Origin of the sequence: Massilia sp. CT11-137, from assembly GCF_047302885.1 — a bacterium.
Taxonomy (GTDB): Bacteria; Pseudomonadota; Gammaproteobacteria; order Burkholderiales; family Burkholderiaceae_D; genus Telluria; species Telluria orientalis.
In genome coordinates this window covers 1,883,179-1,906,253 of record NZ_JBKYMP010000001.1, presented here as the reverse complement: position 1 = coordinate 1,906,253, position 23,075 = coordinate 1,883,179, and the positions used below count along the sequence as shown (strand labels likewise).

The 23,075-nt window shown below is 66.4% G+C and carries 21 protein-coding genes and 1 pseudogene; 13 read left to right on the top strand and 9 right to left on the bottom strand.

The features are described from left to right. The first annotated feature begins 61 nt into the window (after positions 1–61). Entirely contained in the window at positions 62–1,087 is a 1,026-nt protein-coding gene (locus ACEN98_RS08545; protein ID WP_413383443.1) for a flagellin, read from the top strand. 50 nt (positions 1,088–1,137) lie between these two features. Here ACEN98_RS08545 and ACEN98_RS08540 read toward each other — a convergent pair whose 3' ends face one another. From ACEN98_RS08540 to edd, 4 genes are all read right to left on the bottom strand, one after another. Continuing rightward, complete coding sequence (locus ACEN98_RS08540) at positions 1,138–1,623, bottom strand: hypothetical protein (RefSeq protein WP_413383441.1); 486 nt, start codon at positions 1,621–1,623, stop codon at positions 1,138–1,140. 70 nt (positions 1,624–1,693) lie between these two features. Then, positions 1,694–2,212: a Rhs element Vgr protein gene (locus tag ACEN98_RS08535; protein WP_413383439.1), complete on the bottom strand. Its 519-nt coding sequence runs from the start codon at positions 2,210–2,212 to the stop codon at positions 1,694–1,696. Between the two features lie 53 nt (positions 2,213–2,265). Continuing rightward, a complete protein-coding gene (eda, locus tag ACEN98_RS08530) occupies positions 2,266–2,889 on the bottom strand; it encodes a bifunctional 4-hydroxy-2-oxoglutarate aldolase/2-dehydro-3-deoxy-phosphogluconate aldolase (RefSeq protein ID WP_413339066.1) in 624 nt (207 codons plus the stop codon). Between the two features lie 29 nt (positions 2,890–2,918). Next, positions 2,919–4,835, bottom strand: coding sequence for a phosphogluconate dehydratase (gene edd, locus ACEN98_RS08525; protein WP_413383437.1), 1,917 nt, complete (start codon positions 4,833–4,835; stop codon positions 2,919–2,921). A gap of 189 nt (positions 4,836–5,024) precedes the next feature. Here edd and pgi point away from each other — a divergent pair, with 189 nt between their 5' ends. The 5 genes from pgi to ACEN98_RS08500 all read left to right on the top strand — a co-directional run bounded on the left by pgi (position 5,025) and on the right by ACEN98_RS08500 (position 10,701). Further along, a complete protein-coding gene (pgi, locus tag ACEN98_RS08520) occupies positions 5,025–6,665 on the top strand; it encodes a glucose-6-phosphate isomerase (RefSeq protein ID WP_413383435.1) in 1,641 nt (546 codons plus the stop codon). 9 nt (positions 6,666–6,674) lie between these two features. Beyond that, positions 6,675–7,571 carry an SMP-30/gluconolactonase/LRE family protein gene (locus ACEN98_RS08515; protein ID WP_413383434.1) on the top strand — a complete coding sequence of 299 codons (897 nt, stop codon included), beginning with the start codon at positions 6,675–6,677 and terminating at the stop codon, positions 7,569–7,571. Between the two features lie 213 nt (positions 7,572–7,784). After that, on the top strand, positions 7,785–9,254 hold the full coding sequence (zwf, locus tag ACEN98_RS08510) for a glucose-6-phosphate dehydrogenase (protein ID WP_413383432.1): 1,470 nt from the start codon (positions 7,785–7,787) through the stop codon (positions 9,252–9,254). A gap of 9 nt (positions 9,255–9,263) precedes the next feature. Further along, the gene (locus ACEN98_RS08505) at positions 9,264–10,118 is read left to right on the top strand and encodes an SIS domain-containing protein (RefSeq protein ID WP_056136401.1); all 855 of its coding nucleotides are present in this window, start codon (positions 9,264–9,266) and stop codon (positions 10,116–10,118) included. Positions 10,119–10,128: 10 nt separating this feature from the next. Beyond that, entirely contained in the window at positions 10,129–10,701 is a 573-nt protein-coding gene (locus tag ACEN98_RS08500; RefSeq protein ID WP_413383430.1) for a YdeI/OmpD-associated family protein, read from the top strand. 1 nt (position 10,702) lies between these two features. Here ACEN98_RS08500 and ACEN98_RS08495 read toward each other — a convergent pair whose 3' ends face one another. Then, complete coding sequence (locus tag ACEN98_RS08495; protein WP_413383428.1) at positions 10,703–11,314, bottom strand: NAD(P)-dependent oxidoreductase; 612 nt, start codon at positions 11,312–11,314, stop codon at positions 10,703–10,705. Positions 11,315–11,455: 141 nt separating this feature from the next. On the opposite strand from ACEN98_RS08495, the gene ACEN98_RS08490 reads away from it, so the two are divergent. Further along, a complete protein-coding gene (locus ACEN98_RS08490; protein ID WP_413383426.1) occupies positions 11,456–11,839 on the top strand; it encodes a winged helix-turn-helix transcriptional regulator in 384 nt (127 codons plus the stop codon). Between the two features lie 105 nt (positions 11,840–11,944). Then, positions 11,945–14,401, top strand: a complete 2,457-nt coding sequence (locus tag ACEN98_RS08485; protein WP_413385965.1) for a glycosyl hydrolase family 95 catalytic domain-containing protein — start codon at positions 11,945–11,947, stop codon at positions 14,399–14,401. On the opposite strand, the gene ACEN98_RS08480 is transcribed toward ACEN98_RS08485, so the two are convergent. Together ACEN98_RS08480 and ACEN98_RS08475 are read right to left on the bottom strand one after the other, a co-directional pair. Further along, positions 14,398–15,687: an MFS transporter gene (locus ACEN98_RS08480; protein WP_413383424.1), complete on the bottom strand. Its 1,290-nt coding sequence runs from the start codon at positions 15,685–15,687 to the stop codon at positions 14,398–14,400. The two genes, ACEN98_RS08485 and ACEN98_RS08480, sit on opposite strands and share 4 nt — an antisense overlap. An 8-nt stretch (positions 15,688–15,695) precedes the next feature. Next, complete coding sequence (locus tag ACEN98_RS08475; RefSeq protein WP_413383422.1) at positions 15,696–16,262, bottom strand: TetR/AcrR family transcriptional regulator; 567 nt, start codon at positions 16,260–16,262, stop codon at positions 15,696–15,698. Between the two features lie 113 nt (positions 16,263–16,375). Between ACEN98_RS08475 and ACEN98_RS08470 the strand changes: the two genes are divergently transcribed. Both ACEN98_RS08470 and tal read left to right on the top strand, forming a co-directional pair. Beyond that, positions 16,376–16,873: a GAF domain-containing protein gene (locus ACEN98_RS08470; protein ID WP_413383420.1), complete on the top strand. Its 498-nt coding sequence runs from the start codon at positions 16,376–16,378 to the stop codon at positions 16,871–16,873. 135 nt (positions 16,874–17,008) lie between these two features. Then, a complete protein-coding gene (gene tal / locus ACEN98_RS08465; RefSeq protein ID WP_413338635.1) occupies positions 17,009–17,938 on the top strand; it encodes a transaldolase in 930 nt (309 codons plus the stop codon). Between the two features lie 51 nt (positions 17,939–17,989). On the opposite strand, the pseudogene ACEN98_RS08460 reads toward tal, so the two are convergent. Both ACEN98_RS08460 and tssK read right to left on the bottom strand, forming a co-directional pair. Then, positions 17,990–18,175 (bottom strand): annotated as a pseudogene (locus tag ACEN98_RS08460) (hypothetical protein); the annotation flags it as partial. Between the two features lie 123 nt (positions 18,176–18,298). After that, a complete protein-coding gene (tssK, locus tag ACEN98_RS08455) occupies positions 18,299–19,633 on the bottom strand; it encodes a type VI secretion system baseplate subunit TssK (RefSeq protein WP_413383418.1) in 1,335 nt (444 codons plus the stop codon). Between the two features lie 123 nt (positions 19,634–19,756). On the opposite strand from tssK, the gene tssE reads away from it, so the two are divergent. The 3 genes from tssE to tssG are packed head-to-tail and all read left to right on the top strand — an operon-like array spanning position 19,757 to position 23,048. Beyond that, positions 19,757–20,203: a type VI secretion system baseplate subunit TssE gene (gene tssE, locus ACEN98_RS08450; protein ID WP_413383416.1), complete on the top strand. Its 447-nt coding sequence runs from the start codon at positions 19,757–19,759 to the stop codon at positions 20,201–20,203. Positions 20,204–20,214: 11 nt separating this feature from the next. Continuing rightward, positions 20,215–22,029 carry a type VI secretion system baseplate subunit TssF gene (gene tssF, locus ACEN98_RS08445; RefSeq protein WP_413383414.1) on the top strand — a complete coding sequence of 605 codons (1,815 nt, stop codon included), beginning with the start codon at positions 20,215–20,217 and terminating at the stop codon, positions 22,027–22,029. Beyond that, positions 21,993–23,048 (top strand): type VI secretion system baseplate subunit TssG, encoded by a 1,056-nt coding sequence (gene tssG, locus ACEN98_RS08440; RefSeq protein ID WP_413383412.1) that lies wholly within the window; start codon positions 21,993–21,995, stop codon positions 23,046–23,048. Before tssF ends, tssG begins: the two co-directional genes overlap by 37 nt. Positions 23,049–23,075: the final 27 nt, after the last annotated feature.

The window sequence follows — 23,075 nt, the reverse complement described above, 5'->3', positions numbered from 1 at the left end:
TATTTAATACGAAGCGGAATCCGGTCGCCCTATTAACAGGAGATCATTGACTGTTTCATAAATGCTGAGTCTTCACACCAATTTCGCATCGCTGTCCGCATTGAAGGTCATGGGCCGCACCCAGGCCTGGCTGTCGACGTCGATGACGCGCCTGTCGACCGGCTACCGCGTCAATTCGGCGCAGGACGACGCCGCCGGCCTGCAAATCGCCACGCGCCTGAAAGCGCAAAGCAGCGGCATGACCGTGGCCATGCGCAACACGCAGAATTCGATCTCGCTGCTGCAAACCGCCGACGGGGCGCTGAACGAAGTCAACGACATCCTCATCCGCATGAAGGACCTGGCGACCCAGGCCGGCGATACCTCGTCGTCGAGCGCCGACAGGGACGCCCTGCAGGCGGAATACGATTCACTGACGGACGAACTGTCGAACATCTTCAGCAACACTGGCTTCGGCGGCACCACGCTGATGAACACCTCCGCGACGTCGGGCGGAAAACTCGGGGATACGGCGGGCCTCTCGTTCCAGATCGGCGCGGACAGTGCGGAAACGATGCATGCCGATTTCTCGCCGCAACTGCACAACGTCGACCTCCTGCTGCAGGCCGCGACGACCAGCGACATCACCTCGCTCGACGGCAGCGGGAATACGGTGGTTACCATCGTCACCCGTTTCGCGGGCGACAGCTCGACCACCAACACAACGCCGGGCCACACCCTCGCCGACATCGTGATCCCCACGACGACGAATGTCCCCGACGGTTTCGGCGGCACGATCACGGTCCATGGCACGATGACGCTCTTCGCCGATCCGGCCGCGACGATCGGCAAGCTGGGCGACGCCCTCGACGCCGTGTCGGCGCTGCGGTCCGGACTGGGCGCGGTCGCGAACCGCCTGGACCACGTCTACAACAACCTGGCGAACGTCTCGACCAATACGCAGGCCGCCACCGGCCGCATCATGGACGTCGATGTCGCGACGGAGTCGTCGGACATGACGGCGAACCAGATGCTCATGCAGTCCAGCACGGCCATGCTGAAGCAGACCAACAGCCTGGCCTCGATGGTGATGGCGCTGCTGCAGTAGCGGCGCCCGTACCAGCCGACGCCGCAAGACGCCGGCCGCTGACGACGGCGTCAATCGCCCGGCGGCAAACACCCGTACATGCGCGGCCCTTCCCTGTCGCCATTCCAGATCTGGTGCACGACCGCACTGCCGTCATGCTGCCGCGCAAGGCAGAACCTGGCTTCGTAGCTGGACGCGGCGCTGCCCTTGCCCGGCTGCGCCTCGATGCGCAGGCTGTAGATCCGCCCCGGCGCCAGCGGCGCGGGCGTCGTGCGCGGCAGCGACGCCACCTTGCCGCCGTACGGCACGCACATGCCGAACGTGAGGGGGAACGTGCGCTCCTTCGGCATCGTCATCTTCCACACCGGGCGTGTTCCCTCCCACACGACGATCGACCGGAATTCCGGCGTGCCCAGGCGTTCCTCGCGCGGGGTGATGGTGAAGCACGGGCCGCCACGCGGGCCTTCGCGCACCTCGGCCGCGCCGACGCGGGCGCACGCCGGCGCGGCCAGGCAGCAGGCACACAGCAGCACGGGGATGCGATAAGGGACGGACATGATGACCTCGACGGAGCGCAAGGCGAAAGCCTACGACGGCAGCACCGTCAGATTTTGAGGCTACGCAAGCTCAGGCGGAGACAGACGCTACCATCCGCGCGAAGCGGCGTGCGCTGCCGCGCGGCAGGTTGTCCGGGTCGCGCGGGTCGGCGAGGAAGCGGGCCAGCACCTGTTCGTACAAGTCGAGCTGGTGGGCATACCGGCGCTGGCGCATGATGCGCGGGTTGCGCATGTATTTCAGCGCAAAATAATCCGCGAGCAAGTCGCCCTGGGCTTCCATGTTGTAGTCGGACAGGCGCGCGCCCGGACGCAGTTCGTAGCGGTACGACAGGCCGATGCGGAAGGCGCCGCGCAACCGGACCGGGTAGCCCAGCTGGTGCTGCCACACGTGCACCATCTCGTGCATGAACCAGTGGATCGTGTGCGGATCGCCCGCGCCATAATCGGGCAGGAAACAGGAGGGGTGGAAATACATGCTGCCGTTGGGCGTCATGGCGCAGTTTTTCGGCTGCACCAGCGGCAGGTAGCGGCGCCCGTGCACGCGCACGCGCGACGCATCGATGGCGCCGCCGAACAGCAGCGACGCCATGCGTATTTCGGCCGGGGTCAGGCCCCGGACGAGGCGCCGCCGCATATTCCGGATCAGGCCGCTTTCAGTGCGGATGCGGCTTTCGCCAGCTCGGTGATCAGGCCCCAGTCGCCGGCCTTCATCGCGTCCGCCGGGGTCAGCCAGGAGCCGCCCACGCAGGCGACGTTCTTCAGCGCGAGGAATTGCGGCGCCGTCTCGATCGAGATGCCGCCCGTCGGGCAGAAGGTCACGTCCGGCAGCGGGCCGCCGATACCCTTCAGCATGCCGACGCCGCCCGCCGGCACGGCCGGGAACAGTTTCAGCTGCTTGAAGCCGGCTTCGCGCGCCACCATCACTTCGGACGGCGTCATGCAGCCCGGCAGCAGCGGCAGGCCGCTCTTCTTCGCTGCCTCGATCAGCGACGGCGTCAGGCCCGGCGACACGCCGAACACGGCGCCCGCATCGCGCGACGCGGCGAATTCTTCCGGCTGCGTCAGCGTGCCGACGCCGACGATCGCGCCTTCCACCTGGGCCATCGCGCGGATCGCCTCCAGGCCGTGCCTGGTGCGCAGCGTGACTTCGAGCACGCGGATGCCGCCGGCGACCAGCGCCTTGGCGAGGGGGACCGCATGGTCCGGGTCGTCGATCGCGATCACGGGGATCACGACGGCGGATTTCATGATGTCCAGCAGGGTCATTTCGTTACTCATCGTTGCGCTCACTTTGTTTATTTGGATTTGCGGAACAGGAAATCTTCGTCCGAACCGGGCATGATCTCGCCGCTGTCGGTGCCTTCGTGCAGGGGCACGGTCGTCTCGATCGGCGACGGCAGCGGGAAGTGGGCGGCGCCCTCTTCGGCCGCGCTGACCGATTTGCGGAACACGTCGAACAGTTCGCGGCCCATGCCGATGTGGCTGGAGCTCAGGTCCGCGGTCGCCATCTTGCGCGATGCCCACACGTCGGCCGGCACCAGGGCTTCCAGCGTGCCTTGGGTCGCGTCGACGCGGATGATGTCGCCGTCGCGCACGAGACCCAGCGGGCCGCCGGCCAGGATTTCCGGCGACACGTGGATCGCGGCCGGGACTTTACCGGATGCGCCCGACATGCGGCCGTCCGTCACCAGCGCGACGTGGAAGCCGGAGTCCTGCAGGTTGGCCAGTGCCGGCGTCAGCGCGTGCAGTTCCGGCATGCCGTTGGCGCGCGGGCCCTGGAAGCGCAGCACGGCGACGAAGTCGCGGTTCAGCTTGCCGGCCTTGTAGGCGTGCATGAAATCTTCCTGCGAATCGAACGTCAGCGCGGGCGCCTCGACGATGTGGTGATCCTTCTTGACCGCCGAGATCTTCATCACGGCGCGGCCCAGGTTGCCCTGCACGAGGATCAGGCCGCCATTGTCGCTGAACGGGTTCGTATGCTTGCGCAGCACGGACTCGTCGCCGCTCTGTTCCGGCAGGTCGCGCCACACGACCTTGTCGCCGTCCAGGAACGGTTCCTTGCAGTGGTTGCGCAGGCCGCGGCCGAGGATGGTGTTGACGTCGTCGTGCACGAGGCCGGCGTCCAGCAGTTCGCGGATGACGAAGGTCGGGCCGCCGGCGGCCTGGAAGTAGTTCACGTCGGCGTCGCCGTTCGGGTACACGCGCGTCAGCAGCGGCACCACTTTCGACAGCTCGTCGAAGTCGTTCCAGTCGATGATGATGCCGGCCGCGCGCGCGATGGCGACGAGGTGCAGCGTGTGGTTCGTGGAGCCGCCCGTCGCGTGCAGCGCGGCGATGGCGTTGACGATGCACTTCTCGTCGACGATGTGGCCGATCGGCATGTACTCGCCGCCCTGCTGCGAGATCTTGACCGCATGCTGGGCCGCGGCGCGGGTCAGCGCCTCGCGCAGCGGGGTGTCCGGATGGACGAAGGCGGCGCCCGGCAGGTGCAGGCCCATCATCTCCATCAGCATCTGGTTGCTGTTAGCGGTACCGTAGAAGGTACACGTACCGGCGCTGTGGTAGGCCTTGGCCTCGCCTTCCAGCAGTTCTTCGCGCGTGGCCTCGCCCTTCGCGTAGCGCTGGCGCACGGCGGCCTTTTCCTTGTTCGAGATACCGGTCGCCATCGGGCCGCCCGGCACGAAGATGCCCGGGATGTGGCCGAAGTGCAGCGCGCCGATCAGCAGGCCCGGGACGATCTTGTCGCAGATGCCCAGGTACAGGCTGGCGTCGAACATATTGTGCGACAACGCGATGGCGGTCGACATGGCGATGGTGTCGCGCGAGAACAGCGACAGTTCCATGCCCGGCTGGCCCTGCGTGACGCCGTCGCACATGGCGGGCACGCCGCCGGCGAACTGCGCCACGGCGCCGACTTCACGCACGGCGTCCTTGATGACCTTCGGATAGGCTTCGTACGGCTGGTGCGCCGACAGCATGTCGTTGTACGAGGAAACGATCGCCACGGACGGCTGCTTGGCCTCGCGCAGCTTGAGCTTGTCGTTGGCCGGGAAGGCGGCAAACCCGTGTGCCAGGTTCGTGCACGCCAGCACGCTGCGCTGCACGCCCTTGACGCGCGCGGCGTCGAGATGCGCGAGATACGCCTGGCGCGAGGGCCGGCTACGCTTGATGATCCGGTTGGTGACCTGTTCTACTACGGGGTGCAGCGCCATGATCTGTTCCTTGTGAATTAGATTTCTGAAATTTTACTACGAAATGGAGATTCCCGCTCACTAATCAATGAGCGAAGAAAGGTGAACACGGGAGACTCGCACTGTGTGGCGATTTTTTGTAGTGAATTTACGCCCGCTTCCTGTATGATTCGCTAACCTGCACAAAATGACATCATACCGTCCATCACCATGCGCCAACCACCCCTGACCAGCACCACCAGTTACCAGGCCCTCCAGACCCACGCCCAGGACGCCCGGCAATGGCAGATGCGCGACCTGTTCGCGCAAGACCCGCAGCGCTTCGAGCGCCTCTCGCTTGACGCCGCCGGGCTGTTCCTAGACTATTCAAAAAACCGTTTGGACGGGCGCACGCTTGCACTGCTGGCAAACCTGGCGCGCGAGCGCGGCGTCGAGCAGCTGCGCGACGCGATGTTCGCCGGCGACAAGATCAACCTGACCGAACAACGCGCCGTGCTGCATACCGCCCTGCGCGCGCCGAAGGACAAGCAGATCACGGTGGACGGCCAGGACATCACGGCCGACGTGCACGCCGTCCTCGCCCGCGTCAAGACGTTCAGCGACGCCGTGCGCAACGGTTCGTGGCTGGGCCACACCGGCAAGGAAATCACGGACATCGTCAACATCGGCATCGGCGGTTCCGACCTCGGCCCGAAGATGGTCTGCCTGGCGCTGCGCCAGTTCGCCCATCCGCGCCTGACCATGCACTTCGTCTCCAACGTCGACGGCCACGACATGGACGCCGCGCTGTCGCGCGTGAATCCGGAAACGACGCTGTTCATCATCGCGTCGAAGACGTTCACGACGGCCGAGACGATGATGAACGCGAACACGGCGCGCAGCTGGTTCCTCAAGAACGCATCGGAAGAGGCGCTCGCCAGGCATTTCGTCGCCGTGTCGACCAATGTCGAAGCCATCAAGAAGTTCGGCATCGATCCGGACAACATGTTCCCGTTCTGGGACTGGGTCGGCGGCCGCTATTCGGTCTGGTCGGCGATCGGCCTGCCGGTCGCGCTGTGCGTCGGCTACGGCTATTTCGCCGACTTCCTCGCGGGCGCGCACGCGCTGGACGAGCACTTCCGCACCGCGCCCATCGAGCAGAATTTGCCGATGATCCTGGCCCTCGTCGGCTTCTGGAACCGCGAATTCCTCGGCTGCCCGTCGGTGTCGATCGCGCCGTACCACCAGGACCTGAACCGCTTCCCCGCCTACCTGCAGCAGCTCGACATGGAAAGCAACGGCAAGCGCGTCACGCGCGCCGGCGACACCATCACCGACTACGCAACCGGCCCGGTGATCTGGGGCGACGTGGGCACGAACGGCCAGCACGCCTATTTCCAGCTGCTGCACCAGGGCACGGACGTCACGCCGATGGACTTCATCGCCGCGCTGCGTCCCGCGCACGAATTCCAGAACCACCACGCCGCGCTGCTCGCGAACTGCTTCGCGCAGTCGGAAGCCTTCATGAAGGGCAAGACGGCGGACGAGGTGCGCCAGGATCTCGCCGGACAAGACGCCGCCGAGATCGAACGCCTCGTGCCGCACAAGACCTTCCCGGGCAACCGTCCGAGCAACACGATCCTGATGGAGTACCTGACGCCGGCCACGCTGGGCGCGCTGATCGCGCTGTACGAGCACAAGGTGTTCGTGCAGGGCGCGATCTGGGACGTGAACAGCTACGACCAGTGGGGCGTGGAACTGGGCAAGGTGCTGGCCAAGAAGATCGAGGCGGAGCTGAACGGCGAGGCGCAACCGGCGCAGCACGACGGTTCGACCAACGGCCTGATCGCCCGCGCCAAAGCGGCCGTCTGAGGAGGTGCCATGAAGACCGAAAAATTCCACATCGTGCATGACGAACGGATGCTGGTCGGCGAATCGGCCGTCTGGCATGCGGTCGAGTCCGCGCTGTACTGGGTCGACATCGACGGCAAGTCGGTGCACCGCCTGCATCCGTCGAGCGGCAAGTACTCGCGCTGGAACACGGACACCGAGCCGTCCGCCATCGCCGTCGACCAGGACAACAACCTCGTGCTGGCCACGCGCGCCGGCTTCGTCTACCTGAACACGACGACGGGCGACATCGACGACATCGTGGCCGCGCCGTACGACACGTCCATCGTCCGCTTCAACGACGGACGCACGGACCCGGCGGGCCGCTTCTGGGTCGGCACGATGTACGAGCCGCGCGACCAGCAGAAGGCCGAGATGTACGTGCTGGACAAGGGCGAGTTGCGCCTCGCCTGGGCCGGCGGCATGACGAACTCGAACGGCCTGTCGTTCAGCCCGGACGGCAAGACGATGTACCACTCGGACACGACGAGCCACCGCGTCGACGCGTACGACTACGACGTCAAGACGGGCACGGCATCGAACCGCCGCAACCTCGTCACCTTCTCCGACGACAAGAAGGCGGCCGACTACGGCGGCCGTCCGGACGGCGCGGCGGTGGACAGCGAAGGCAATTACTGGTCCGCGATGTTCGAAGGCGGCCGCATCGTCAAGCTGTCGCCGACCGGTGAGCTGCTGCAGGAAATCGAGCTGCCGGTGCGCTGCCCGACGTCCGTCGCGTTCGGCGGCCCCGATCTGCGCACGCTGTTCGTCACCAGCGCCAGCAAGGGCCGCTCGAACGACGAGCTGGCGAAGTATCCGCACAGCGGCAAGGTGCTGGCGTTTACCGTCGACGTGCCTGGCGTCGAGCAGGCCGAATACCGCGGCTGATTTGACGGCTGCGCATCGTGGGCTCGGGGAGCCCACCCTACGATACTTGCTGCCGTAGGGTGGGCACCCCGTGCCCACCTTTTCTCCGTCGCACCCACACCGCCACGGATGTGGCACCATTACCTGCCACTGCACGCATTTGCGTAGTAAAATTTCTTGCGCTATCCATATTCGTGTAGTAAATTTACAGCATTTCACTCCTCGACAGACACCATGGCACTTTCCGATTTCGATCTCGTTTTCTTCGGCGGCAGCGGCGACCTCGCGATGCGCAAGCTGCTGCCGGCGATGTATGCCCGTGACGTGTGCAACGACCTGCCCGCGACGGCGCGTATCATCTGCGTCGGCCGTGACGAGATGTCGCAGGAAGCGTTCATCGAGATGGTGGAAACCAATGCGAAAACGCACGTGAAGGAAAACGTCGATGCCGGCGCATGGCAGACGTTCCTGGACCGCATCACCTACGTCGCCGTCGACGCGGGCAACGTGGCGACCTATGCGGCGCTGGCGGAAGCGCTGCGCAAGGATTCTTCGCTCACGCGCGTGTACTACCTCGCGACGCCACCGCAGCTGTTCGCGACGATCTGCGAAAACCTGGCCGCCGTCGGCCTGGCCACGGCGAATTCGCGCGTCGTGCTGGAAAAGCCGCTGGGCCGCGACCTGGCATCGGCCAAGCAGATCAACGCCGACGTCGGCAAGGTGTTCGCCGAATCGCAGATCTACCGGATCGACCACTACCTCGGCAAGGAAACCGTGCAGAACCTGCTGGCCCTGCGCTTCGGCAACATCCTGTTCGAGCCGCTGTGGCGCCGCGAGTGGATTTCCGACGTGCAGATCACCATCGCGGAAAAGATCGGCGTGGGCAACCGCCTGGGCTATTACGACAACTCGGGCGCGCTGCGCGACATGCTGCAGAACCACCTGCTGCAGCTGCTGTGTATCGTCGCGATGGAACCGCCGACGTCGATCGCGCCGGACGCCGTGCGCGACGCCAAGCTGCAGGTGCTGCGCTCGCTGAAGCGCTTCACGCCGACGACGCTGTCGCAGAACATCGTGCGCGGCCAGTACCGCTCGGGTTATGTCGACGGCCAGGCCGTGCCGGGCTACCGCGACGAACCGGGCGCGCCCAAGCAATCCAAAACGGAAACCTTCGTCGCAATGAAGGCCGAGATCGACACGTGGCGCTGGGCCGGCGTGCCGTTCTACCTGCGCACCGGCAAGCGCATGGCCGACCGCCTCGCGGAGATCGTCGTGCGCTTCAAGCCGATCCCCCATTCGATCTTCAACCAGCCGACGTCGAGCTTCCAGCCGAACAGCCTCGTGATCCGCCTGCAGCCGGACGAAGGCCTGTCGATGAACCTGATGGCCAAGACGCCGGGCGACTCCATGCGCCTGAAGCAGGCCGAACTCGAACTCGATTTCCGCGAACAGTTCAAGTCCCCGCGCATGGAAGCGTACGAGCGCCTGCTGCTGGACGTCCTGCGCGGCCAGCTGACCCTGTTCATGCGCGGCGACGAACTGGAAGCCGCGTGGGAATGGGTCGAGCCGATCCTCGAATACTGGGAGCAGGACGACACGACGCCGGTCCCGTACACGTCCGGCACGTGGGGCCCGGCCTCGTCTTCCGCGCTGATCGGCCGCGACGGCCTGCAGTGGCGCGAAGAGGCGCTGCCGGAAGACTGAGGAATTACCGTGCTGCTCGATTCGATCCGTACCCAGCTCGACTCGCTGTCCAAGTCCGAGCGCAAGGTGGCGCTCGCCGTGCTGGCCGCGCCCAGCGCCACCGTGAGCCAGAACATCACGGCGCTGGCGCGCAGCGCGCAGGTGTCCGAGCCGACGGTCGTGCGCTTCTGCCGCACGCTCGGCTACGACGGCTGGCACGAGTTCAAGCTGAAGCTCGCGCAAGGCCTCGCGCTGGCGCTGCCCGGCGCCAGCGAGCAGCCGGCGCAGGACGACCTGGCCGCGGACCTCGTCAACAAGATCTGCAGCCGCTCGATCAACACCCTGCTCGACCTGCGCAACAACCTGAAACCGGAACTGATCCAGAAGGCGCTCGACATCCTGTCGCGCGCCAACAAGATCGAGTTCTACGGCCAGGGCACATCCGGCTTCGTCGCGGCCGACGCGCAGCATAAATTCTTCCGCTCGGGCGTGCCGACCGTCGCGTACACCGACCCGGCGATCCACGCCATCGCGGCCGCGCTGCTGCGCGAGGGCGACGCGCTCGTCGCGATCTCCCAGCGCGGCAACAACCCGTCGCTGACGCGCTCCGCGAAACTGGCGCGCCGCGGCGGCGCCGAAGTGATCGTGCTGGCGCCGTCCGGCACGCCGCTCGCGGACATGGCGAGCCTGCTGATCCCGATCGACCTCGTGTTCGCGACCGATCCGTACACGCCGATCTCGGCGCGCCTGGCGTACCTCGTCGTGATCGACGTGCTCGCGGTCGGCCTCGCGCTGCAGCGCGGTCCGGAGTTCCGCAAGAAGATGCAGAACGCGCAGAAGGCGCTGCAGGAATTCGACCTGCAGTTCGACTCCTTCATCGGCTGACGTTCATCTCATGTCTTCCCCCGTCTTCTTCGAGAAAGCAGAAGACTTCCGCGCCTGGCTCGCGGCCCACGCCCACGACGCGAAAGAACTGCTCGTGGGCTTCCACAAGGTCGGCACGGGCACGCCGTGCATGACCTGGTCCGAGTCGGTGGACCAGGCGCTGTGCTACGGCTGGATCGACGGCGTGCGCAAGCGCGTCGACGACGCCACCTACACGATCCGCTTCACGCCGCGTAAAACCGGCTCGATCTGGAGCGCGGTGAACATCGACAAGGTGACGAAACTGCGCGCACTGGGCCTCATGACGCCGGCCGGCGAAGCGGCGTTCGCGCAACGTTCGGAAGACCGCTCGCGCGTGTATTCGCACGAGCGCGAGACGCCCGCCGAACTGGCGCCCGAGGACCTTGCCCGCTTCCGGCGCCACAAGGCCGCGTGGGCGTTTTTCGAAGCGTGCCCGCCCGGTGCCCGCAAGCGCATGATCCACGTCGTGACGAGCGCGAAGAAGCCGGAGACGCGGGCCGCACGGCTCGACCGGCTCATCGCGGCGTGTGCCGAAGGCCGGCGGCTCGACGTGTGGAAATAAATCAGTAGCCGACCGTGAACCGCTCGCGCACGTGCGCCGGTTTTTCGATCTCGTCGGCCAGCGCGACGGCGTAGTCTTCGTACGAGATCGTGCTGCCCTTCTCGCTCACCAGCAGCTCGTCCTTGGCGAGGCGGAATTTACCGGTACGCTCGCCCGCCACGAACAGCGCGGACGGCGAGATGAAGGTCCAATCGAGGTCGGTCACGCCGCGCAGCGCATCCAGGAAATCGGCGCCCTTCGTCGCCTCGTCCTTGTACGCGGCCGGGAAATCGGGCTGGTCGACGAGGCGCTTGCCCGGTGCGACGAACAGGCTGCCGGCGCCGCCCACGACGAGATAACGTTTTACGCCGGACGCGCGCACGGCACCGATCAGCGCTTGCGGATCGGTGCCGAGGAAGCGCAAGGAACTGACCACGGCGTCGTGGCCCTTCAGCACGTCGGCCAGGCCGGCCGGATCGGCGGCGTCGCCGCGCGCCGCCGTGACGCCGGCGCGCGCCGGGACTTTCGAAGGATCGCGGGCGATGGCCGTGACCTGGTGGTTGCGCGAAACGAGTTCGTTCAGGATGCGCGTGCCGACGTTGCCGGTGGCGCCGATGAGAGCGATGCGTGCCATGGAATTCCTTTGGTCTGTGGTTGAGGATAGGTCTAAAATCGAGACCGTAGAATCATCTTATGCCAGCCTGCATATGCCGCACAAGAAGTCAGAACGGCATGATCAGGTCAGCGGAAACTGACCATTACCCGTGAACACGCCATGTCCAAGACCACCCTGCTCGCCACCGACCGCCCCTTCGACCAACCCTGCCCCATCCGCGACGTGCTGGACCGCATCGGCGACCAGTGGAGCATCCTCGTGCTCGATGCGCTCGAGGGCGGCACGAAGCGTTTCAACGAATTGATGCGCGCGCTGGGCGACATCTCCAAGCAGATGCTGTCGCAGACGCTGAAGCGCCTGGAGGAGGACGGCTTCGTGCGCCGCACCGTCTATCCGGAAGTGCCGCCGCGGGTCGAGTACGACCTCACGCCGCTGGGTCACTCCTTCCTCGTGCCGATGAAGGGCCTCGTCGCCTGGGCCGACGAGCACCACCGCCACGTGTGCGAGGCGCGGCGTGAATACAAAGGGACTGTCCCGCGTTGACGCAAAAATCGTCATACCGCTGAGTGTTATCGCTATACATTCCCTGTCATCAAACTGTTAGGATCGTGCGATCAGCACCATGACAAGGAGACGGCAGTGACGAAGATGAATCCCGCCCGGCGGCGCGTGCTCGCGACGCTGGGCCTCGCGGCGGCGTACCCCGGCCCGGCCGGCGCCACCGTCGTGGCACGCACGGAGGGCAACAAGGAACAACTGGCGTTGTGGTACGAGCGCCCCGCCGGTCCATGGGTGGAGGCCCTCCCCGTCGGCAATGGGCGGCTCGGCGCGATGGTGTACGGCCGCCCGCTGCAGGAGCGCCTGCAACTGAACGAAGACACGCTGTGGGCCGGCGGTCCGTACCGCTTCGACAATCCCGGATTCAAGACCGCGCTGCCGCGCGTGCGCGCGCTGATCGACGAGGGCCGCTTCATCGAGGCGCGCGACCTGGTGGCAAAATCGCTGATCTCGAAGCCGGCCACGCAGATGCCGTACGGGGCCGCCGGCGACCTGCTGCTGGACTTCCATGGACTCACCCCGGCGGCTGCGTATCGCCGCTCGCTCGACCTCGACACCGCCATCGCCACGACGCGCTTCACGAGCGGCGGCGCGCGCCACCTGCGCGAGACGTTCGCGAGCGCGCCCGACCAGGTGATCGTGCTGCACCTGCAGGCAAGCGGCGGCGGCACGCTGGATTTCGACGTCGGCTACCGCCACCCGCGCCAGGTCGATTACGGCAAGGCCAATTACGACGGCAAGTCCGCAGACGACCCCTCGGCCGCCACGGGTGCGCCCTGGGACGTGAAGGAAGACCTGGAAGAATCGAAGCGGCCGGCCAGCCTGGCGATCCGCGCGGACGGTCCGCGCGCCCTGCTGGTCGAAGGCCGCAACGCGGACGCCGCCGGCGTCAAGGGCGTGCTGCGCTACGCCGTGCGCGTGCAGGCCATGGGCGACGGCAAGGTCGACGTCGAAGGCGGCCGCCTGCGCGTGCGCGGTGCGCGCGAGGTCACGCTGCTCATCGGCGCCGCCACCAGTTTCGTCAACTTCCGCGACACGAGCGGCGACCCGGTGCAGGCCGTGCGCACGCGCCTGGACGCCGCCGCGCGCAAGCCATATGCACGCCTGCGCGCCGACCACGTCAAGGCGCACCGCGCACTGTTCTCGCGCCTGTCGCTGCGCATCGGCCGCGCCGACGCCGGCGCCGCGATCCCCACCGATGCGCGCATCGCCGCCGTCCCGCGGACGGACGACGCCGCGCTCGCGGGGCTGTCCGCGCTGTACCTGCAATACGGCCGCTATCTGCTGATCTCGTCGTCGCGGCCCGGCAGCCAGCCCGCCAACCTGCAGGGCATCTGGAACGAGGGCATCTACCCGCCGTGGGGCGGCAAGTACACCATCAACATCAACACGGAGATGAACTACTGGCCGGCGGAAGCGGCCAACCTGGGCGAATGCGTGGAGCCGGTCGTGAGGATGGTCGAGGAGCTGGCCGTGAACGGCGCCGACGTCGCGCGCGACAGCTACGGCGCCCGCGGCTGGGTCGCGCATCACAATACCGACCTGTGGCGCGCGGCGGCGCCCATCGACGGCCCGAACTGGGGCATGTGGCCCTGCGGCGGCGCGTGGATGTGCAAGACGCTGTGGGACCACTACGAGTACACCCCGGACGATGCGTTCCTGGCCCGCATCTACCCGCTGCTGAAGGGCGCCTCGCAGTTCTTCGTCGACGTGCTCGTCGAGGACCCGCAAGGCCGCGGCCTCGTGACGTCGCCGTCGATCTCGCCGGAAAACACGCACCATCCGGACGTGGCCGTGTGCGCGGGTCCGGCGATGGACCGCCAGATCGTGCGCGACCTGTTCGCGTGGACGCTGGCCGCGCACGAGCGCGTGGGCGATCCGGACGCGGACTTCCGCAAGACGGTGGAAGCGAAACGGGCACGCCTGGCGCCGGACCGCGTCGGCGCCCAGGGCCAGTTGCAGGAGTGGCTGGATGACTGGGACGGCCAGGCGCCGGAACAGCATCACCGCCACGTGTCGCACCTGTACGCCGTCTATCCCAGCGAGCAGATCAACGTGCGCGACACGCCGGAGCTGATCCAGGCTGCCAAGACGACGCTGAACACGCGCGGCGACCTGTCCACCGGCTGGGCCACGGCATGGCGCCTGGCGCTGTGGACGCGCATGGGCGACGGCGAGCGCGCCTACGGCATCCTGCGCGGCCTGCTGGACCGGCAGCGCACCTACCCGAACATGTTCGATTCGCACCCGCCGTTCCAGATCGACGGCAATTTCGGCGGCACGGCTGCGATCCTGGAAATGCTCGTGCAATCGTGGGGCGGCGAGATCCGCATCCTGCCCGCGCTGCCGCGCGCGTGGCCGGAAGGTGCCGTGCACGGCATTCGGGCACGCGGCGGCATCGAGGTCGACCTGGACTGGGCCGGCGGCCGTGCCACGCGCGTCGCGCTGCGCGGCAAGCCGGGACAGTCGGCGAAGGTGCGGATCGGCGAGCGCCTCGTGACCGTCAAGCTCGACGCGTCCGGCCGCGCGCGCGTCGCGCTCACTTAGTTGACCGCCACCGGGACGGGGGCGGAAGCGCGGCGCCGCGCCAGCAGCACGATCAGCGCGGCGACGCCGCACGCCGCGGCCGCCGTGTACACGGCCGGCGAATACGTGAACGCGATCGTGCGGATGCGGCCCGCGCCGTAGGCCGCCACGGCCGCCCCGAGCTGGTGGCCGGCGAAGACCCAGCCGAAGATCATCGGCGCGCGCTTGCCCCAGGCCTGCGCGGCCAGCTTCACGGTCGGCGGCACGGTCGCGATCCAGTCGAGGCCATAGAACATGGCGAACAACGTCAGGCCCGTGAGCGTGAAGTCGGCCGACGGCAGCCACGCGAGCGACAGCCCGCGCATGCCGTAGTACCAGCACAGCAGATAGCGGCTGTCGTAGCGGTCGGACAGCCAGCCGGACAGGATCGTGCCCACGAGGTCGAACGTGCCCATCATCGCCAGCACGGACGCGGCCGGGACGGCGCCCAGGCCCGCGTCGCCGCACAGCGAAATGAAGTGGGTCTGGATCAGGCCATTCGTCGACAGGCCGCAGATGAAGAAACTGCCGAACAATACCCAGAACACGCGGTCGGCGCGCACGCTGGCCAGCGTGGTGAACGGCGTGCGGATCGAGACCGGTGCGCGCGCCGGCACGACGGGTTTGACGGTCGTGTCGCCGCCATAGGGTGCGAGCCCCAGTTCCTGCGGATGGTCGCGCACGAACAGCAGCGCGAGAATCGCCACGAGCGCGCAGCTGGCCATCACGGGCAGCAGCGCCAGGCGCCAGCCGCCATGCTCGATCAGCCACGTGCCGACGGGGAGGAACACGAGCTGCCCCGTCGCCGAGCTGGCGGTCAATAATCCCATCACGAGGCCGCGGCGCTGTTCGAACCAGCGGTTGGCGACCACGGCGTTGAGGACCAGGGCCGTCATGCCGGAACCGATCCCCAGCATCACGCCCAGCAGCAGCACGAGGTGCCAGAAGTCCGTCATCTGGCGCACGAGACCGAGGCCGGCCGCGATGACCGCGAGCGCCGTCACCATCACGTTGCGCAGGCCGAAGCGCTCCATCAGCAGCGCGGAAAAGGGTCCCATCAGGCCGAACAGGGCGAAACGGACGGCGAGCGCGGACGAGATCTGGTCGACGGTCCAGCCGAATTCATGGCTCAGGGGTTTCAGCAGCGCGCCCGGCAGGCCGAGGGCGGCGGACGACGACAGCGCCGTCAGGAAGGTGATGGCGGCGACGAGCCAGCCGTAGTGCAGGCCGCGGCGGCCCATCCACTGGGCGAGATTTGTGGAAAGCATGGACGTCCTTAGTCGAGAAGACGGGCCGTGGCCGCGTCGAGGATGCGGTGGGCAAACGCGTCGTCGTCGACGGACCGCGCCAGCACGAGCGCGCCGACCATCGTGGCGAATGCGGCCAGCGCGTCGTCCGGCGTCGCGTCGGCGTTTTTCCTGCGCATGGCATCACCGAGGATGTCGACGAAGGTCTTGACGCCGGCCTCGAAATGGCGCGGCAGTTCCGGGCCGTGGCGGGCCGCGTCCGGGCCGAGCGAGGCGATGACGCAGCCGGTGCCCACGCGGCCGCGGTGGCCCGGCGTCAGGTAGCGGCGTACGAGGGCCGCGTAGGCGCTCTCCCCGGCGTCCGCCGCCGCGCGCCGCCAGCCGTCGATGCCGGTCTCCAGCGCGCGGTCGCAGGCCTGGGCGATCAGGTCGTCCTTGGACTTGAACTGTTTATAGAACGCGCCGTGCGTGAGGCCGGCCGCGGCCATCAGCTCGGCGAGGCCGACGCCGTCGAAGCCCCGTTCGCGGAACAGGCGGCTGGCGGCGTCGATGACGGCCTGGCGGTTTTCCTCCGCCTGGATTCGATTGACTCGCATGGTTTCCTCCAAAATGGATGTCAATCATAATCCATTTTCCAAAATAGATGTCAATCACAATCTATTTTTACTGCCGTAAAATACGCACTTTCGACAACGCAGCATCGTCCGCCATGCACATCAATCCCGAACGCAGCACCCGCCCCGACTACGACCTGCTGGTACGCCAGGTCGCCAGCGTCCTCGAGGGCGAGCGCGACCTCATCGCCAACGCGTCGCAGTTCTCGGCACTCGTCTACGACACGCTCGCCGACCTGAACTGGGCCGGTTTCTACCTCACCGTGCCCGCGAAATCGGGCGACGGCCAGGACCTGCTCGTCGGCCCGTTCCAGGGCAAGCCGGCGTGCGCCCGCATCCCGTTCGGCCGCGGCGTGTGCGGCACGACGGCCGTCAAGCGCGAAACCATCGTCGTGCCGGACGTGCACGCGTTCCCGGGCCACATCGCGTGCGATTCGGCGTCGAATTCGGAAATCGTTATCCCGCTCGTCAAGAACGGCAGGCTGGTGGGCGTGTTCGATATCGACAGCCCGCTGCTCGACCGCTTTTCCGGCGAGGACAAGGCCGGGCTGGAGGCCATGGTGGCGGCGTTTCTCGAGGCGACCGACTGTTGAATGACGCGGACGTCACACGCGGGCTCGGGGAGCCCGCCCTACGATCCAATATGCCGTAGGGTGGGCACCCCGTGCCCACCAACACAGGCCCGACGATTGGTACAATAGCCGTCTACTCCTCTTTCCTGCCGCATCATGAACCAACTCGAACAGCTCAAGCAGTACACCACCGTGGTGGCCGACACCGGCGACTTCCAATCGATCAAGGCCTACGCGCCGCAGGACGCGACGACGAATCCGTCGCTGATCCTGAAGGCCGTCCAGAAGCCGGAATACCGTCCGCTGCTGGAAAAGACCATCGCCGACTTCCCGAACGCGTCGACCGAGGAAATCGTCGACCGCCTGCTGATCGCGTTCGGCACCGAGATCCTGAAGTTCGTGCCGGGCCGCGTCTCGACCGAAATCGACGCCGCCCTGTCGTTCGACACGGAAGCGACGGTCGCCAAGGGCCGCGAACTGATCGCCCTGTACGAAGCGGCCGGCATCCAGCGCTCGCGCGTGCTGATCAAGATCGCATCGACGTGGGAAGGCATCCGCGCCGCCGAGATCCTCGAGAAGGACGGCATCCGCTGCAACCTCACGCTGCTGTTCTCGCTGTGCCAGGCCGTCGCCTGCGCCGAAGCGGGCGTGCAACTGATCTCGCCGTTCGTCGGCCGCATCTACGACTGGTACAAGAAATCCACGGGCACCGACTACCAGGGCGCGGACGATCCGGGCGTGCAGTCGGTCAAGCGCATCTACCAGTACTACCGCAAGTTCGGCTACAAGACCGAGGTGATGGGCGCGAGCTTCCGCAACACGTCGCAGATCCTGGAACTGGCCGGCTGCGACCTGCTGACCATCTCGCCGGACCTGCTGCAGAAGCTGGCCGACACCGAAGGCGCCGTCGAGCGCAAGCTGGTGGCGGACGCGAATGCCGACATCGAGAAGATCGCCCTCGACGAAAAGACGTTCCGCTTCATGCTGAACGAAGACGCGATGGCGACCGAGAAGCTGGCCGAAGGCATCCGCGCGTTCTGCGCCGACTCCGGCAAGCTGAAGAAGATGATCGAAGAGATGCGCTGATCCGCACGGACCGCGCAAGTCAAACGGCAGCCCGCGGGCTGCCGTTTTTGTTTAACGCGTGAGCATCAGGCGCGGCGCCTCGACCGCGTCGAGACGGAACACGCTGACCAGCTGCCCCAGCACGGCCGCCTGTTCCTGCAGGCTCTGGGCCGTATGGGCCGCCTGCTGCACGAGTCCCGCGTTCTGCTGGGTCACCGTGTCCATCTGCGTGATGGCCCGGTTCACCTGCTCGATGCCGCAGCGCGTCAGCAGCATGGCGCCACGTATGCCCTCGCCGCGGCGGCGGGCATCGCGCTGCTGGGTGCTTGCATCAGCTTTGCGCGGCTGCACCCGCGTACGAAAGGCCGATGAGGGCCGGGATCACTGCGTGAACGCGATCAGTTCGATGTTCAGGTCACGCATCCCGGCCGGGGCATAGATCGCGATCGCTTCCGCTTTCAACGCATTGTCGTAGAGGCCGTTCCTGGTCGACACCGAGAAGTAATACGTATCGGGACGGACCGGCACGGCGGCCGGCACCTGCGGCATGTGCGTCAGCGCGATGCCGGGAAGGGCCGACGCGACGATGCGTTCGATGTCGTCGGGCGATCCGATCTTGAACCGGATCGGCACGGCGGACACCAGCTCGAGCGCCGGCATGTCGGCGCTCACGGCCAGGCAAAGCTGCGTGTCCTGGGTCAGCTTCGCCGGATCGAGCGCACCTCTGAAATGCGTGCGGCGATTGTCCTCGGCCACGAGCGGAATCGTGAAATACCTGGCCGAGATGACGGTATCGACGAGGTCCCGGATCACCGCATCGAGCTGCGCGAACGTGACGCCGGGATCCGCGTGGTCGTAGGCCGGCAAGTCCGACGTCGCGTACCTGTCCGAAAAGGTCATCAGGCCGCCCGCAAGCGCGAGCAGCTTCTCGTACAGCGCCTCCGGATGCTGTACGCGGGAACGCGCGCAGTGCTGCAGGGATGCGTTCGCGGTGCTGATGACGTTCAGCATCCACCAGGACGTGATGTCGCCGGCGTGGACCTCGAAGGTGGACGCGTTCGTCTTCCGGTGCGCGGCATGAAGGGACACGATCTTCGCGGTCAATGCGCTCATCAGGCCGTCGAGCAGTTGCTGGAGCGGACGGGCAGCACCGATCGCCACGCACGGCGGGACAAACGTCGGATCGACCTCGAAACCGCCGCGCGGATCGCGATGGATGCGCAGCACGGGAAAACTGACGTGGCCATCGCGCGGCTCGGCATGCGAAACGAGCCGGGCCCGCTTCTTCAGGAACGGCACGTCGATCGGCACCGCGTCGCTGAACAGGTCGGACGTCTCCGACTCGGCCAGCGCGTAGCGGCCGCCTTCCTCCGCATTCGCGCCATGCGGCCGAATGGTCGGAAGCGCGGCATACATCGTGAACGTATTGATGTCCTGGGGCAGCTGGGTCAGGTCGACCGGAACCGGCAACAAGTCCGTCGCAGGTGCCTCATAGACCGCCCCGTCCGGGAAGATCAGCGACATGGCCTGGGCTTCGAGCAGGTTGTGGCCCAGCGCATCCCTGTTCCACTCCAGTAGACGGGCGCCCCAGAAATGCGGATTGAGCGCCGACGCCATCCTGAGCAACCGCGTCTCGTGATACAGGTCCTGCCTCTGGAAATGCTGGGGTCCCAGCGTCAACCCCTCGGACCACAAGATCTTCGCGCCCAAGCTCATCGTTGCCTCCCCGTTCAAAATTTGCTCAAGAAAGCATGGCGGGCATTGCGCATCGGTCTGTTGAGAGGGCGCAACTTTATTCTCAGCAAGAGGGGAATAATGGCGGCTTTAAAGGAAACCAGCATGCAGAGTTTCACGCCAGGTTTGTTCGACCGTCTGGATGCCGATGACGACGCCTTGCACACGTGGAAGGAGAGCATTACACGCGATCTGGAAGCGCTCCTCAACACCCGTTCCGCCCTGCTGCCCGATACGCTGGCCGGCTATCCCGAAGTCAGCGGATCCATCGTGAACTACGGCCTGATCGATTTCGCCGGCATGTGCATGACGAGCGACACGGACCAGAAACGCATCTGCACCGCGGTCCGGCTGGCCATCGAGCGGCACGAACCGAGGCTGCACAAGGTGACGGCGACGCTGCAGCCGAGGAAAGGCGCCATCAACCGGGTCGACTTCGTGATCACCGCCCAACTGAAAAACGCGCCGGTAGCCGATCCGATGCTTTTCAACGCCGTGTTCCAGCCGTCGCTCCAACGCTATTCGATCCAGAGCGTGCGTAACGCTCCCTAGGCACACACATCATGGACGAACTGTTTGCGCAATACGAACGCGAGCTCGTCACCATGCGGCAGCTGTGCCGCGAATACGCCGAGCGCTATCCGAAAGTCGCGGCCAAGCTGCAGCTCGGCGGCGAGGCGTGCGACGATCCGCATGTCGAACGCCTGATCCAGTCCGTCGCCCTGCTGTGCGCGCGGGTGTCGAAGCGCCTGGACGACGCCTATCCGCAATTTACGGAAGCGCTGCTCAACCTCCTGTTTCCGCATTATCTGAGGCCGTTTCCGTCGTGCGCGATCGTGCGCTTCCTTCCGGCCGCCGGCGGCGCCGGAACAGTGCCGCGCGGGACGCTGCTCGAATCGGCACCGGTCCGCGGCGTGCACTGCAAATTTCAGACCGCATACGATGTCGCGCCATCCCCGGTCGCCATCGCGTCCGCCCGCTTCGATGCGGTGATCCGCGCGCCGTCGTCGACCTCGGTCGCGCCGGGCGTGTCGGCGGCGATCGGCATCGAATTCGCGGCCCAAGTTCCAGCCGCTACCCCTGCGCGCATGCGGGTATATCTCGACGGCGACGCGTCGTTCTGCGCGGCGCTGCGCGATGCGCTGTTCATGCGCACGGCATCGGCGTACGTCCAGGCGGGCGCGAATGGCGCCTGGATGCCGCTCGGCGCGATACCGGTGTCGGCGGTCGGGTTTGGCGACGACGACGCCCTGATCCCGTTCGACGCCCGCTCGCACCGTGCCTACCGGCTCCTCGCGGAGTATTTCGCGTTCCCGGAAAAATTCAACTTCTTCGACATCGACCTCGCCGCGCTCCGCGCCCGGCTGCCATCGGACTGCACTGGCTTCACGCTGCACCTCGCGCTGGCGGGCATCGCGCCGGGATCGGACCAGGCCAGGATGCTCGCGGGCCTGTCGGCACAAAGCCTGCTCACCGGCTGCACCCCGGTCGTCAATCTGTTCAGGCAGCCGGGGGTCCCGGTCGGATACACGCAGCGCACCGCGGAATACCCGGTCCTTGCCCATCCCGCGCATGCATCCGGGTACGAAGTGTATTCGGTCGACCGGGTCCACATGGTGCGGCAGCGCGGCAAGGACATCGCCCCCATCGAATTCCGTCCGTTCTATGCGCTGCGCCATGGCGAGAGCGATGCGCACAAGGGCCGCTACTGGATACTGCGCCATGACGACACGCTGGCGGTCACCAGCCCGGGCCATGAAAAAGTCATCGCGCTCGTCGATAGCCACGGCGAGCCGCTCGACGTCGAGCAGACGACGCTGTCGATCGACCTCACCTGCACCAACCGCGACCTGCCCTGCCTGTTGAAATGCGGGTCGACCGACGGCGACCTGACGATACCCGGCGCGGCGCAGGGCGGGAGGATACGTTTCCTGCGCAGGCCCACGCGTCCCCATCGCCTGGCAAACGGCCAGGGTGCCCATTGGCGCCTCATCTCCCACCTGACGCTCAACCACCGCGCCCTGGCGCTGGAAGGGGCCGACGGCCTGCGCGAGATGCTCGCGCTGTACGACTTCACCGGGTCCGCAGTCTCGCGGCGCCAGATCGCCGGCGTCGTCGGCCTCGAACATGCCGAGACGACGGCGTGGATCAGGCACAAGCGCGGAGCCTCACTGGCACACGGGACCGAAGTGCACCTGACGATCGACGAAGAGGCCTTCGTCGGCGCCGGCCTGCACCTGTTCGTGCAGGTCATCGACCAGTTCTTCGCGCTGTATGTCCAGATGAACAGTTTTATCGAGGTGGTGATCCTGTCACACCAAACCGGAGAGGAGCTGTTCCGATGCAAACCACGAAGTGGGAGCATGCCGTTGTCGTGATCGAGCGCCTGCTCGCGGCGCCGTACCGGTACAGCTTCGCACAACTGCTGAACATCCTTGTACGGATGCTGCGCCGACAGGGTATTCCGTACCCCCAGGCGTTCAACCAGGTGCTGCGCTTTCAAAACAGCGTATCGCTGGCTTTTCCGGCAAGCGAGATCGAAAGCATGCAGGTCGAATCAATCGGCGCTGCCGGCACGCCCCGCATTCACATCACCCCCGGATTCATCGGATTGCTGGGCGCGAGCGGCACATTGCCGCTGCATGACACCGAACGGGCAGCCGCCAGGACGGGCGCGGCCGCCGACGAAAGCTGGAAGCCGTTCATCGACCTGTTTTCGAACCGGGCCATCGGCCTCTTCTACGAGGCATGGGGAAAATACCGGGTCGAGCATGGCCTGGACACGCGCGCCCGGGACGATCTGCTTCCGCTCCTGGCCGCATTGGGCGGTCTTCGGCCCACGAGTTTCGGACCGGACCGGCCCTTCGCATCGATTCCAGCGGAAGTCGCCGCCTTCTACGCCGGCTTGCTCAGGACACGCCCGATTGCCGCTTCGACCGTGGAACGTGTTCTCGGCGAGTACTTTGGCGTGCCCGTGCGCGTCGAAGAATTCGTCGGCGCCTGGGATCCGATACGGGCCGGGATCCGCAGCACGCTTGGCGTCACCGATCCCACCCTCGGCCATGGCGCCGCGCTGGGTGGGCGCACCTGGCGAAACGATCTGCGCGTCCGCCTGCATATCGGCCCCCTGGATGAGGAGCAGGCAAATGCATTCCTGCCGCATGGGCGGGCTCACGCGGCATTGAAAGAAATGGTCAGCCTGTTTGCCGTGCCCGCCGTCCAATATGAAGTCAGGCTTTTGCTGAGCAAGCCGTGTCTCAAACCGCTGACCTTGAGGACCAAAGGGCAGGATCGGCGACGTCTTGGATGGAATTCATTCCTGACCGGTACGGAAGGCAAGGCGAGCCGGCCGGAGATTCGGGCGGCCCTTCAGCTTCTTGCTGCCAATCAAAGTTAGCGGCCATTCGGTTGAGTACCTTAACCG